This window comes from Paenibacillus sp. 01T422 (assembly GCF_056398785.1).
Map to the genome: position 1 here is coordinate 1 of NZ_JBFTQB010000364.1, position 13,507 is coordinate 13,507.

Consider the following 13,507-nt stretch of genomic DNA (forward strand, 5'->3'; position numbering starts at 1 on the left):
GTACGGGATCACATCAGGCTCTCTTGAACTGAAGTTCGAGAACGTGCTGGCGCGCAAGCAGCGGATTGTTGATCAACTGCACCAAGGGCTGCAATTCCTCATGAAGAAAAATAAAATTACCGTGCATTACGGAAATGGACGTATTATCGGTCCTTCAATTTTCTCACCGCGCAGTGGAGCCGTATCTGTTGAGAAGGAAGACGGTGATATCGAAACCTTGCTTTCGAGCAATCTGGTGATCGCAACCGGCTCCAAACCCCGCAGCTTACCGGGACTTGAGATTGATGGTACACATATTATGACAAGTGAAGATGCGCTGCGGATGGAAGAGCTTCCGAAGTCGATCATCATCATTGGAGGCGGCGTGATTGGCGTTGAGTGGGCTTCCATGCTGCGCGATTTCGGTGTTGAGGTGACTGTGGTTGAGTATGAGAAACGGTTGGCAAGCCTGGAAGATGCCGATATATCCAAGGAATTAGAGCGCTTGTTCAAAAAGCGTGGCATCAACTTGGTGACTGGCGCAAAAGTGCTGGCTGACTCTGTGAAGATAGCTGAAGGTTCGGTCACTTTGCAAGCGGACAAGCAAGGCGAGATGATCGAGCTGCAAGCGGAAAAAGTGCTTGTCTCTGTCGGACGAGCAGCCAATGTTGAAGACGAACTCCATTTCCGAAGCGGCATTGGCTCAAGTGTTGAACGCAACACCTTGGGAAGTTGGACAAACGATTCATCCGCATCCTACTTTGTCCGAAGCTTTAGGCGAAGCTATGCTTGCTGTGGATGGAATTGCCATTAGCGGATAAAAAATTGTAATCATACGCGTTTGCGTTTATAATAAGCTTATAGAGTCAAGTCTTAGGACCAGGTAATAAAACAACCGTATGTAAAACTATTTTAAGGAGGCAACCTCCATGTCCATTGGTCAGCTTTATAAGCATAGAACATTAGGGTTATCTGACGAAGTCGTTATTCGTATGTATAGAGTCATGAGTCTTGCGGCTAAATATGATGAACGTGCCTTTATGCTTCAGCGTGCGGGCAAAATTCCTTTCCACGTTTCCGGGATGGGGCAATATGCAGGTCAAGTAGGGATGGCTTTCGCAATGGAAGCCAAGAAAGATTATTTCCTGCCTTATTATCGTGATTATGCGTTTGTTCTAGCGGTTGGTATGACCGTGAAGGATCTTATGCTTGCCGTATTCTGTAAAGCAGAGGACGTTAATAGCGGCGGCAGACAGATGGCGGGGCATTTTGGTGATCGGAAAAATCATATCGTAACAGCATCTTCTCCTGTAACGACACAAGTCCCTCATGCTGCAGGTATCGCGCTAGCCGCAAAAATGAAAAAGCAAGATTTGGTTACTTATGTATCTTTCGGTGAAGGCTCCAGCAACCAAGGGGATTTCCACGAGGGGTGCAACTTTGCTGGTGTACATAAACTGCCTGTTATTTTTGTCTGTGAAAATAATCAATATGCAATTTCGGTGCCACTCCACAAACAAGTAGCTGGCAAAATTTCTGATCGCGCGCTGGGCTATGGTTTCCCGGGTGTGCAAGTTGACGGCAGCGATGTTTTGGAAATGTACCGTGTTACGAAGGAAGCCAGAGATCGCGCAGCTCGCGGAGAAGGCCCGACCTTGATTGAAATGATGTCCTATCGTCTTATGCCTCACTCCACTTCCGATGATGATATGTTGTATCGGACGAAAGAGGAAGTTGAAGAAAATCGTCAAAAAGACGGTATCGTCAAGTTCAAGGAATATTTAATGGAGTGCGGTCTGTGGAGCGATGAGCAGGAACGTGAGCTTCTGGAAGAACTCAAGCAAGAAATTAACGAAGCTACGAAGTATGCGGATCAAGCACCATTTCCGAAACCGGAAGATACGCTTCGCCACGTTTACGCAGAAGGAGATGACCTCTAATTTATGGCAGTCATTACTTATTTGGAAGCTATCCGATCTGCGATGCAGGAGGAAATGCAAGGGGACGACAATGTTTTCGTCCTCGGTGAAGACGTTGGTAAAGGCGGTGTCTTGAACACCACCAAAGGGCTTCGCGATCTGTTTGGAGAAGATCGCGTATTGGATACGCCGCTAGCGGAATCCGCTATCGTCGGTGTAGCTATCGGTGCGGCCATGTACGGCATGAAGCCGATTGCCGAAATTCAGTTTGCCGATTTCATCTTCCCGGCAACAAATCAAATTCTAAGCGAAGCGGCGAAGATTCGCTATCGCTCAAATAATGATTGGTCTTGCCCGATTGTGATTCGTGCGCCTTACGGAGCGACCGGCGCAGGCGCCTTGTACCATTCCCAGTGTCCGGAATCCGTGTTCTTCGGCACGCCGGGTTTGAAAATCGTTGCGCCTTCTAATCCGTATGATGCGAAGGGATTGCTTAAGGCAGCGATCCGTGACGCGGATCCCGTGCTGTTCTTCGAGCACAAGAAGGCGTATCTTGCGCTATCTGCTGATGTGCCAGATGAGGACTACATCGTGCCGATCGGCAAAGCTGACGTGAAGCGTCAAGGCACGGACATTACAGTCATCGCCTATGGCATGGTAGTGAACTTTGCGCTGCAAGCGGCTGAAGAGCTTGCGAAGGAAGGTATTTCTTGCCACGTGCTAGACTTGCGAACGCTGCAGCCTTTGGACAAAGAGGCGATTCTTGAAGCGGTCAGAAAGACGGGCAAGGTACTAATCACACATGAAGATAACAAAACAGGCGGCGTTGGCGCCGAAGTGTCTGCGATCATCGCTGAAGAACTTCTATTTGAACTTGATGCACCGATCGCTCGACTTTGCGGTCCGGATGTACCTGCTGTGGGCAGCAATCCTCCCATGGAGAAGTTCTTCTTGCTCAATAGCGATAAGCTGAAGGATGCTATGCGCCAGCTTGCAATGTTCTAAATAATTCAATTTCTTTGGTCTGATTTCATGCCATTGATCATTTCCTGAACTTAGGAGGTACACCCATGAACCAAACGAACGGTCGACTAACAGAGGTAACGGTTCCGCATTTAGCGGAAAGCCTCGTTTCGGCTACAATCGGCAAATGGCTGAAAAAGCCAGGCGATTATATCGAACAATATGACGTACTCTGTGAACTTTTCACAGAGAAGGTGAATACAGAAATGCCTTCACCGATTGAAGGCACACTAGTGAAAATCATTGTCGGCGACGGTGAAACAGCAGCAGTTGGAGAGGCAATTTGTTTAATCGAGGAGTCAGCAGGAGATTCGGCTGGTTCACCAGCAGCAGTTGCAGAATTGGCTGGCAGCGCAGGTGTGTTTGTACCGGAAGATAGCGACCAAAGCATGCGCGGCCGTTTCTCACCGGCCGTTCACCGTCTTGCCCAAGAGAACAACGTAGATTTATCACGCGTGCCGGGGACGGGGCTTGGCGGTAGAATTACACGCAAGGATGTCGAGCAGTTCGTCGCTGGTGGCGGCTCCAAGTCAGCTCCTGCAGCTGCGATTGCGGCTGTGCATACGAATCAGCAAGCAGCACCAGCTGCAAGCAGTACGCCAGCACCACAAATAGAGGCGCAGCCTGCTAATCTGCCAGTACGCAGCTCCGGCATCCATCTGTCTGCGAATCCGCAAACACCGCTGATTGAAGCGGAAGGACACTCGCTGGACTCTCGTAATGAACATTTCATCGATGTTACGCCGATCCGTAATGCCATCGCTTCACGTATGAAGCAAAGTGTGACGGAAATTCCGCATGCATGGACGATGATTGAAGTGGACGTTACGAATCTCGTGGTTCTGAGGAATAAAGTAAAGGATGAGTTTATGCGCCGCGAGGGCATTAACTTGACGTATTTGGCATTCATGCTGAAAGCAGTTGTCAATGCGATTAAGGATTATCCGATCATTAACTCCGTATGGGCCGTAGATAAAATTATCGTGAAACGCGATATTAACATCTCTCTATCTGTAGGCACGGAAGACTCAGTTATGACGCCAGTGATCAAGAAGGCGGATCAGAAGAATATCGCGGGACTAGCGAGAGAAATTGATGAATTGACGAAGAAGACACGTGCTGGCAAGTTGTCATTGAATGATATGGTTGGCGGAACGTTCACGGTTAACAACACAGGCTCCTTCGGTTCGATTCTGTCCTACCCGATCATCAACTACCCGCAAGCAGCCATTGTGACCTTCGAATCGATTGTGAAGAAGCCTGTCGTTATTCAAGATATGATCGCAGTCCGCTCTATGGTTAACCTGTGTCTGTCGCTTGATCACCGCATTCTGGATGGTGTTATCTGCGGTAGGTTCCTACAGAGGGTCAAAGAAAATTTGGAAAGTTACAACGCAGATACAAAAATTTATTAAACTAGGAATCAAAAAATAATCCGGCAGTAAACAATATGCTCGATAACAGCATGGTGATGAGCATTACGTAAACCACGACTTTAAACCAACGTCTATTCTGCAACATGAAGAGTCACTCCTTTATCGTAAAAGCTTGTACCGTTTTATTGTAACCCATAGTGAGTATCGGAGGAAAGTACATGATTCAGCAAAACCGTTTAGTAGAAGAATTCATTTCGCTCGTACAAGTAGACAGCGAAACCCGTTTTGAGCAAGAAATTAGTGTCGTATTGAAAGAAAAATTCAGTCGTTTAGGCTTAACGGTCGTTGAAGATGATTCGATGGCCAAAAGTGGTCATGGATCAGGAAATTTGATCTGTACCCTGGAAGCGACGGACAGCAATGCTGCTATCCCGACGATTTTCTTTACATCGCACATGGATACCGTAGCTCCAGGCAATGGCATCAAGCCGCAAATTGGCGAAGATGGTTACATCCGCAGCGACGGAACTACGATCCTGGGCAGTGACGACAAAGCAGGCATCGCAGCTATGCTTGAAGGTATTCAAGTGCTGAAGGAGCAAAATGTTCCTCATGGCCGTGTTCAATTCGTGATTACAGCAGGTGAAGAAAGCGGTCTGAAAGGCGCTCGTGCCATGGATCGCAAAATGATGGAAGCAGAATTCGGCTTCGCGCTGGATTCCAATGGCAGCATCGGAGATATCGCCACTGCTGCGCCAGGTCGTGCGGAAATTGAAATTATTTTCCACGGGAAATCGGCACACGCAGGCGTTAATCCGGAAGATGGCATCAGTGCAATTCAAGTTGCGTCCAAGGCTGTTTCGCGCATGTCGCTTGGTCGGATCGACAACGAGACAACAGCGAATATCGGCAGTTTCGCTGGTGTAGGTCCACTGAACGTTGTATGCGATAAAGTGAAGATGGAAGCAGAAGCTCGCAGTATCGTGCAGCACCACGAAATTCATACAACCAAAGAACATATCGCGATTAGCGATCTGGTCAAAACGGCTGAATTGGTCGTTGCTCTTGTGAAGGAAGCTGCAAAAGTTTAAAGCGATAGAAACCGATTAGTCGTGCCAAAAGTTGGCGCGCTAGTCGGTTTTTTAGTTTCAGGGAGTTGGAGTAATTCGGCTCTTAATCACATATCCTTCCTGTAGCAGCTTATGGAAGGGGAGCGGGAACTGGATGATGAGACGAGAGGAAGGAAGGGTTAGCGCTGTTATTTTCGTTAGGGAAGGGCTGCAGGTCGTCAGTGTTATTATGCGGCGTAGTGGCAAGGAGGAGCGCGCTGTCCATTATATCGATAGCTCACCGCTGCTGATTCCCGGTGATGTGGTTGTACTGAATACAACAGCCGAGGAGCTTGGGTTAGGTTCGGGAGGTTATCACCTTGTTCTGCCTGCTGACACCACAAGGAACAATGATCTTCCTGCAGATGATCCAGCCGGCGGACATATTATGAAACTCAAATACACCCCGTTACAGCGGAGTGTGCTTGCTGTGGAGGAAGAGCGCAGCACGTTTCATTCTATTTTTCAGGGTGAGAAGAATTTGGAGGGTATGCCTGTCTTACTTGGGGAATTGCATAGTATGCTGCCTGTGGCGTTGTGTTGGCTTCGATACCGCGAGCAGCAATCGAACCAGGCTTTAGAAACGGCGAGGAACGTGTCCTACATCATGACGGACGGTGGGGCACTGCCACTTGCCTGGAGTCAGCATACAGCTCAGCTGGAGGCTATGGAGTGGCTTCAAAGCACGATAACGTATGGTCAAGCCTATGGTGGAAAGCTGGAGGCAGTTAACAAATTTAGCGCTTTGATTGCTGCTAAGCATGTTGCCAAAGCGGACGTTTGTCTGGTAACGATGGGTCCTGGGATTGTTGGTACAGCTACGCGGTACGGCTATTCCGGTATTGAAGTCGGTGAGCTCGCGAATGCCGTATACGCCTTAGGTGGCACTCCAATCGTCATTCCGCGTCTTTCTTTTGCAGACGAGAGATCACGGCATCGAGGGATTAGCCACCATACGCTAACTGCTTTGGAGCTTGCTGCGAGAAGTCCGGCTGTCGTCCCTTTGCCGATATTATCGGGGGAGGAACATACAATAATTGAAGCGCAATCAATAAAATTGGCTTCGCATCAAATAAGGATGATACCATCTGCGCTGACGGAGCAAATCGCGGAGTCCTTTCGCCCTTATCCGCTGCCAATTACCTCGATGGGAAGGGGATTATGGCAGGACCCTGCTTATTTCCAAGGTGTTTGCGCTGCTGTGGATTGTGCAATCCAGCTGTATAATCCATCAAAGTGATATTTGGTCCGCCTTGCTGTAGCATGAGCTGAAGCTGACGTTTGACTTCCCAGGCTTTTCCCACCAGACGAATTTGTCTTTCCGCTACATAGCTCTTCATATCGATCTTCCTCTTTTCCGGTTGAAATTTGATATAATGATCGATATGCAAAAGTAGGACAAGTTATTCCAATTTAGAAAATGATGAGGTGTTCAGATGACCGTGTATAAGAAATTCGAAGAAGTCACTGTTAAAACGGAGTCTATTTATAAAGGCAGAATCATTTCCCTTCAGGTAGACACAGTTACGCTGCCAAACGGGGAAACAGCTACGAGAGAAATCGTTAAGCATCCTGGAGCGGTAGCTGTCATTCCGTTAATTGAGGATAAAATGATTGTCGTGGAGCAGTATCGCAAACCCCTGGAGAAAAGCCAGGTTGAAATCCCTGCGGGCAAGCTGGATGCTGGCGAAGAACCTTTGAAAGCGGCTTTACGTGAGTTGGAGGAAGAAACGGGATACCGGTCTGACAACGTGAAGTTGGTTAGTTCCTTTTATACGTCCCCGGGATTTGCTGATGAAATTATCCATCTGTATCTCGCGGAAGATTTGGTCAAAGGAAACGCGAATCCAGATGAGGATGAATTTCTGGAGTGTGAGGCCATTACGTTGGAACAAGCTCAGGAGTATATGCGTGAAGGACGTATAAGCGATGCCAAAACGATTATGGCTGTCTATGCTTGGCAGTTATACAAGTTGACGGGCCAGATCTAGGATGAAGTCTTATTATGTAGACCTTCATATTCATATTGGACGAACTGAGAGCGGCCAAGCTGTGAAGATTAGCGCCGCGAATAACCTTACTTTTTTCAATATTGCCCACGAAGCAGCTGTCCGCAAAGGGATGGAGATCATCGGTATTATCGACTGTCATTCGCCATCTGTGCAAGATGACATTATGACTTATTTGGACCGTGGTGAGATGATTGAACTGGATGGCGGAGGTATCCGGTATAGGGATACAACCGTCATGTTGGGATGTGAGATTGAAGTCAGGGAACCTGGCATGGGGCCAGCGCATTTGTTAGCGTATATGCCCAATCTTGAGGTGATGCAGGGATTCACGAACTGGATGAAGGGGCACATGAAAAATGTGGAGCTTAGCTCGCAGCGTATTTATGTGCCAACCCGAGTATTGCAGGAAGAGGTGCTAGGGAGAGGGGGAATCCTGATTCCCGCGCTCATTGTGTTAAGGCACTACATCGCATAGAAGGGCGTGGCGTGGTCGCAAATTACGGCTTGAATCCCCGCTTGGGGAAATATCATCGAACCTATTGTTCCCTGTGTGAGGCGGTTCTGGATGACCAAGAGGGCGCAGTAGAGCGATGCGCAGACTGCGGCAGCAACAAAATAGTTCGAGGCGTTATGGATCGCATTATGGATTTGGCGGATCGAGAAGAGCCGTATCTACCTCCATACAGGCCGAGTTATCATTTTCAAATTCCGCTAGAATTTATTCCWGGGCTTGGTCCTAAGAAATTGAATCAACTGCTTCACCGTTTTGGAACGGAGATGAATGTGCTGCATCGCACGACGCAGGAAGAGTTGGCAAGTGAAGTCGGTGAAGAAATAGCCGCGTACCTTGCCCACGCGCGTGAAGGTACGCTTTTGCTTGAGGTTGGCGGAGGAGGAAGATATGGTAAAGTGAAAAATCGTTCATAGTTTCCAGTTCTCGCTCATAAGCTTGTCTTTGTAGAGGTTGTACACACGGGAGGAGCTGCGAGAGTGAATAGGAACCTAACGATGAAACAATATATGAAGGATAATTTGCCGCTGTTTATATTCGTCTCCGTGCTCTTTCTCATTGGTGTTGTGTTCGGCGCCGTGATGGTTAACGCGCTTTCCTTGGAACAAAAGCAGGAGATGACGCGCCATCTGGGAAGCTTCTTCCATGAAATTAATGATGGTGCCGAGTTTGACAGCAGGCAGTCTTTCGTTCAATCTTTTGGCATGCATATGAAATGGATTCTACTGATCTGGTTGTTTGGGTTGTCCGTGATTGGCCTTCCGCTCATCCTTGTCCTGGATTTCCTCAAGGGCGTGCTGATCGGCTTTACGGTAGGCTATCTGGTCGGTCAAATGTCTTGGAAAGGCATGTTGTTCGCGTTGGTTTCTGTAGCACCGCAAAATTTGATCGTCATTCCGGCGATTCTCTTCTGCAGTGTTGCAGCGATGTCTTTTTCCATTTATATGATTAAAAATCGATTTATGAGCCGTAATGGCAACATGTACCAACCCTTCATGCGTTTTACAACATTAACACTTCTAATGGGTTTTTTCCTGCTTGGAGCGGCACTTTGGGAGGGTTATGTAGCGCAAATGATGATGAAATGGGTCACGCCGATGCTGGTTCCGCTCTATGGATGACAGAAAACAACATGTTTCTGTTTGACTTTGTAAGTAAGCTCCCCCTATAATGAAAAGAGTGGCTAAAATTGGGCTTGGATGCCCACCTTTCTGAGGGGGAGGCATATGGAAGCAAGGATTGAGAAAATTAAGCAGCAGTTGCAATCCCATGGGTACAAGCTTACCCCTCAACGGGAAGCGACTGTGCGTGTACTTTTAGAAAATGAACAAGATCATCTCAGTGCCGAAGACGTGTTTATGCTTGTGAAGGATAAAGCTCCAGAAATCGGTCTGGCAACTGTGTACCGAACATTAGAGCTGCTGAGTGAGCTGCATGTCTTGGAGAAAATGAATTTTGGCGATGGGGTAGCTCGTTATGATTTGCGCGATGACAGCACACGTCACCATCACCATCACCTAATCTGCGTCCAATGTGGGACAGTAGATGAAATTATGGAAGACTGGCTCGGGCCTTTAGAAGAAAGGCTGGATATGAATTTTCATTTTCAGGTATTAGATCATCGACTTGATTTCCAAGGTATATGCTATCGCTGTAACGAACGAGGGAAACCGGACTCATTGGACAAATCCAAAAATAACAGCACGGAATAGAGCTGTTTATACAAAGAAAATGCCTGTAAGCACATGTTGTGCGTACAGGCATTTTTGCATCTTTCTCATATACTGGATATTAGATAATAGAATCTCCTTCCACATAATTGGACTGGAAGCATGGGTACATTATGACTAACGTTCATGAGAAAGAAGGTAGACGCGAGTGACTCATCAATCGATTGTGATCGGCGTCCCAAAGGAAATCAAAAATAATGAAAACCGCGTCGCATTAACCCCTGGAGGAGCAACGACGCTTATTATGGCAGGACATAAGGTGCTCGTTGAAGCAGGTGCCGGAGCGGGCAGCGGGTTTAGGGATGAGGATTATGCCAAGGAGGGCGCCGTTCTTATTGCGGATGCCGCTGAAGTATGGGCTGGCAGCGACATGATCATGAAAGTGAAAGAGCCGCTCCCCGCCGAGTACGGTTATTTTCGGGAGGGACAGCTGCTTTTCACTTATTTGCACTTGGCTGCAGCGGGGGACTTGGCGGACCAGTTGCTGAACAAGAAGGTGACAGGTGTTGCCTATGAAACCATTCAGCTTCCCAATGGATCACTTCCTTTGTTAACGCCAATGAGTGAAGTTGCTGGACGGATGTCAGTCCAGATCGGCGCTCACTTTCTGGAGAAGTTTTATGGCGGGCGCGGGATTCTTCTAGGTGGTGTGCCAGGCGTGCCGTCAGCTAATGTAGTCATTCTCGGCGGCGGGATCGTTGGAACAAATGCAGCTAAGATGGCGCTTGGTCTGGGGGCTAATGTCGCTATAATTGAACGGAGCGCGGAGCGGATGCGTGCCTTGGATGATATTTTCGGAGCACAGCTCAATACCTTAATGTCGAATCCGTTTAATATAGCAAGCGCCGTTGCCAAAGCAGATCTCTTGATCGGGGCTGTACTTATTCCGGGGGCAAGAGCGCCAAGATTAGTGACAGAGGCGATGGTCAAAACGATGAAGCCAGGCGCAGTTATTGTGGATGTCGCCGTAGATCAAGGAGGCTCAATCGAAACGATCGACCGGGTGACCACACACAGCAGCCCTACCTACGAGACACACGGCGTCGTGCACTATGCGGTAGCGAATATGCCAGGTGCAGTTCCGCGGACTTCGACGCTTGCTTTAACGAACGTAACGCTGCCCTATGCTTTGGAGCTTGCCAACAAAGGATTAACAGAAGCGATCACAGCCAATTACGCTCTGCAACTAGGGGTTAATACGTACAAAGGCAGTGTAACCCACCCAGCTGTTGCTGAGGCGCTTGGAAAGCCTTATGTGAAGTTGTCTGATCTGTCATAATCAGCGCCTGAGCCTCATATCCTGTCCTAAAGAAAGGGACAGAAATGGGGACCTGGCTTATGATTTTTTCCTATCGAAAATTACTTGTTCGTATGCGCTTTATACTGCTTTTCATGACGTTGACGGTTGTTTTGTATCAAGTAATGGTCGTGCTCTCCAGCTGGATAGAGCCTGTGAATCGCTATCGCACGCCAGCAGGCAATTCAGTCAAGGTATTCGGACAGCATGAGCATAATGCGCTTCCGGAGTCAGGCAGAATGAGCGACAGGCTGCGTTTATTTTATTGGTATGGTGAATAAAAGAGGAGTTCCTAGGTCCATCGTTGAATGCTATCAGTTAGAAATATGGCATGTTAACGAAGGAGCTACATAACATGATGATGGTTGATTTGCAATCCTTCATCCGATTTTTGTCTGTAGAACGCGGATTATCCAAGAATACGCTGGAGTCTTACGAAAGAGACCTGCAGCAATTTGTTGACTATTTACACCAACAGGGGATCACAGCTTGGAGAGAAACAAGTAAAAGCAATATTGCTGGTTTCTTGTCCCAGTTGAAATTGCTAGGCAGAGCTGCGGCAACCTTGTCTCGGAATCTTGTTTCAATACGTGCTTTCTATCAGTATCTGCTGAGAGAGCGTTTGGTGGATGCAGACCCATCCCTTTTCATTGAAGCGCCTAAATTGGAAAAGAAGCTGCCTAAGGTACTTTCCGTCGAAGATGTTGGGAAATTGCTGGATGCGCCTCATCTAGAGCTTGTAAGCGGCGTGCGCGACAAAGCGATGCTTGAACTGCTGTATGCAACGGGAATTCGCGTCTCAGAACTTATCTCGATGAACGTTGATGATGTTCATTTGCAGCTTGGCTTCATTCGCTGTATGGGGAAAGGAAATAAAGAACGCAATATCCCGCTTAGTTCAATTGCTATCCGCTGCTTAACCGCCTATATACATAAAGACCGTAAGAAAATGTTGAAGAAGTCGGCGGATGAAGAAGCATTATTTATTGGTCACTTAGGGACTCGGATGACGAGACAGGGCTTTTGGAAAATTATGAAAAGGTATGCAAGTGAGATGAATATTGAGAGTGATATCACGCCTCATGCCTTGCGGCATTCTTTCGCTGCCCACTTGATTGAGAATGGCGCAGATTTAAGATCCGTCCAAGAGATGCTCGGGCATTCCGATATTTCGTCGACACAGCTGTATGTTCAAGTCACCAAGCTCAAAATGAAGGATGTTTACAATCGCACTCATCCGAGAGCGAATATGTAAGAGAGGACAGCGGCGGTTTCCTAGAGGAAAAGCTGCTGTTTTGCATTCATAGAGTGGAAATGCGATAATCAAGGGTGGATAACATTGTGAACAATTTGGAGGGACAAGAGTGCGCTTTGAACGAATAGGTTTAATCGTATTGGATAGCGTAGGCATCGGCGAATTACCGGATGCCAAAGTGTTTGGCGACACAGGCAGCCACACGCTTGGTCATATTGCTGAGAGAGTGAGCGGATTCTCGCTTCCTAATTTACAGCGTATGGGACTAGGCAGCATTGCTGAGATCCAAGGCATCCCGGCAGCTGAAGGGCCAGAAGCTTATTATGGCAAAATGGCCGAGGTATCGGTTGGAAAAGACACGATGACAGGGCACTGGGAATTGATGGGGCTTCGTATTTCTACGCCGTTTAACGTATATCCGGAGGGATTTCCGGAAGCATTGATTTCGCAGTTTGAGCAGGAAACAGGACGCAAGGTTATCGGCAATAAACCGGCCTCTGGGACAGAGATTCTCGATGAGCTTGGTGAAGAGCAGATGAAAACGGGGGCTTGGATCGTTTATACTTCAGCCGATAGCGTATTTCAATTGGCAGCTCACGAAGATGTGATTCCACTGGAAGAGCTGTATCGCGCTTGTGAAATTGCGAGACGTTTGACGCAAGGCGAATTTGCAGTAGGCCGAGTCATTGCGAGACCTTATGTAGGCGAGCCTGGTGCTTTCAAGCGTACGCCGAATCGGCATGATTATGCGGTGAAGCCGCCGGAGCCTACCGTGATGAATCACCTGAAGGACGCGGGTTATGATGTGATCGCCATCGGTAAGATCAATGATATTTTTGACGGCGAGGGTGTCACCAAAACCACGTCCACCAAAAGTAATTTAGATGGCATTCAGAAAACCATTGAAGTGCTTGGCGAGCCGTTCAAAGGGTTGGCTTTTACAAACCTTGTTGATTTTGACTCATTGTATGGACATCGTCGTGACCCTGAAGGCTATGGCCGAGCGCTGGAGGAATTCGACAGCTACGTGCCGCAGCTGAAAGCAACGCTAGGGCCCAAAGACCTGTTGATCCTGACAGCAGACCACGGCAATGATCCTGTGCATCCGGGTACAGATCATACGCGCGAGTATGTGCCTATTTTGTTGTACAGCCCGAGTTTTGAGGTGCCTGTTTCCCTGGGAATTCGCGGAACATTTGCTGATCTTGGTGCGACAATTGCCGATAATTTCGGCGTAAAGGCGACAGATCAGGGCGAGAGTTTCCTGCATCTTCTCAAATAAAGCCACTGCTGAAC

13 protein-coding genes and 3 pseudogenes are annotated in these 13,507 nt (G+C 48.0%); 14 read left to right on the plus strand and 2 right to left on the minus strand.

Going from position 1 to position 13,507, the window contains the following annotated elements; genetic code table 11:
- The 4 genes and pseudogenes from AC1DUA_RS19990 to AC1DUA_RS20005 all read left to right on the plus strand — a co-directional run.
- Positions 1 to 800 (plus strand): annotated as a pseudogene (locus tag AC1DUA_RS19990) (FAD-dependent oxidoreductase); the annotation flags it as partial.
- A 108-nt stretch (positions 801 to 908) separates the two neighbouring features.
- Positions 909 to 1,919, plus strand: coding sequence for a thiamine pyrophosphate-dependent dehydrogenase E1 component subunit alpha (locus AC1DUA_RS19995; RefSeq protein ID WP_477501442.1), 1,011 nt, complete (start codon positions 909 to 911; stop codon positions 1,917 to 1,919).
- A gap of 3 nt (positions 1,920 to 1,922) precedes the next feature.
- Positions 1,923 to 2,903 (plus strand): alpha-ketoacid dehydrogenase subunit beta, encoded by a 981-nt coding sequence (locus AC1DUA_RS20000; RefSeq protein ID WP_477501443.1) that lies wholly within the window; start codon positions 1,923 to 1,925, stop codon positions 2,901 to 2,903.
- 65 nt (positions 2,904 to 2,968) lie between these two features.
- A complete protein-coding gene (locus AC1DUA_RS20005) occupies positions 2,969 to 4,336 on the plus strand; it encodes a dihydrolipoamide acetyltransferase family protein (protein ID WP_477501444.1) in 1,368 nt (455 codons plus the stop codon).
- Position 4,337: 1 nt separating this feature from the next.
- Here AC1DUA_RS20005 and prli42 read toward each other — a convergent pair whose 3' ends face one another.
- Entirely contained in the window at positions 4,338 to 4,442 is a 105-nt protein-coding gene (gene prli42, locus AC1DUA_RS20010; RefSeq protein WP_477501445.1) for a stressosome-associated protein Prli42, read from the minus strand.
- Between the two features lie 73 nt (positions 4,443 to 4,515).
- Here prli42 and AC1DUA_RS20015 point away from each other — a divergent pair, with 73 nt between their 5' ends.
- Both AC1DUA_RS20015 and AC1DUA_RS20020 read left to right on the plus strand, forming a co-directional pair.
- Positions 4,516 to 5,388 (plus strand): M20/M25/M40 family metallo-hydrolase, encoded by an 873-nt coding sequence (locus AC1DUA_RS20015; RefSeq protein WP_477501446.1) that lies wholly within the window; start codon positions 4,516 to 4,518, stop codon positions 5,386 to 5,388.
- 133 nt (positions 5,389 to 5,521) lie between these two features.
- Positions 5,522 to 6,646 (plus strand): DUF3866 family protein, encoded by a 1,125-nt coding sequence (locus AC1DUA_RS20020; protein WP_477501447.1) that lies wholly within the window; start codon positions 5,522 to 5,524, stop codon positions 6,644 to 6,646.
- Positions 6,647 to 6,680: 34 nt separating this feature from the next.
- On the opposite strand, the pseudogene mciZ reads toward AC1DUA_RS20020, so the two are convergent.
- Positions 6,681 to 6,746, minus strand: a pseudogene (gene mciZ, locus AC1DUA_RS20025) (Z-ring formation inhibitor MciZ); the annotation flags it as partial.
- Between the two features lie 96 nt (positions 6,747 to 6,842).
- Here mciZ and AC1DUA_RS20030 point away from each other — a divergent pair.
- The 8 genes and pseudogenes from AC1DUA_RS20030 (at position 6,843) to deoB (ending at position 13,493) form a co-directional block, all read left to right on the plus strand.
- Positions 6,843 to 7,397: an NUDIX hydrolase gene (locus AC1DUA_RS20030; RefSeq protein ID WP_477501448.1), complete on the plus strand. Its 555-nt coding sequence runs from the start codon at positions 6,843 to 6,845 to the stop codon at positions 7,395 to 7,397.
- 1 nt (position 7,398) lies between these two features.
- Positions 7,399 to 8,345 (plus strand): annotated as a pseudogene (locus tag AC1DUA_RS20035) (TIGR00375 family protein).
- Positions 8,346 to 8,408: 63 nt separating this feature from the next.
- A complete protein-coding gene (spoIIM, locus tag AC1DUA_RS20040; protein ID WP_477501449.1) occupies positions 8,409 to 9,050 on the plus strand; it encodes a stage II sporulation protein M in 642 nt (213 codons plus the stop codon).
- Positions 9,051 to 9,155: 105 nt separating this feature from the next.
- Complete coding sequence (fur, locus tag AC1DUA_RS20045; RefSeq protein WP_477501450.1) at positions 9,156 to 9,641, plus strand: ferric iron uptake transcriptional regulator; 486 nt, start codon at positions 9,156 to 9,158, stop codon at positions 9,639 to 9,641.
- Positions 9,642 to 9,822: 181 nt separating this feature from the next.
- Positions 9,823 to 10,938: an alanine dehydrogenase gene (gene ald / locus AC1DUA_RS20050; RefSeq protein WP_477501453.1), complete on the plus strand. Its 1,116-nt coding sequence runs from the start codon at positions 9,823 to 9,825 to the stop codon at positions 10,936 to 10,938.
- A 59-nt stretch (positions 10,939 to 10,997) separates the two neighbouring features.
- Positions 10,998 to 11,237, plus strand: coding sequence for a DUF4227 family protein (locus tag AC1DUA_RS20055; RefSeq protein WP_477501451.1), 240 nt, complete (start codon positions 10,998 to 11,000; stop codon positions 11,235 to 11,237).
- A 77-nt stretch (positions 11,238 to 11,314) separates the two neighbouring features.
- A complete protein-coding gene (gene xerD, locus AC1DUA_RS20060; RefSeq protein ID WP_477501454.1) occupies positions 11,315 to 12,211 on the plus strand; it encodes a site-specific tyrosine recombinase XerD in 897 nt (298 codons plus the stop codon).
- A gap of 109 nt (positions 12,212 to 12,320) precedes the next feature.
- Positions 12,321 to 13,493, plus strand: coding sequence for a phosphopentomutase (gene deoB / locus AC1DUA_RS20065; protein ID WP_477501452.1), 1,173 nt, complete (start codon positions 12,321 to 12,323; stop codon positions 13,491 to 13,493).
- Positions 13,494 to 13,507 lie beyond the last annotated feature (14 nt).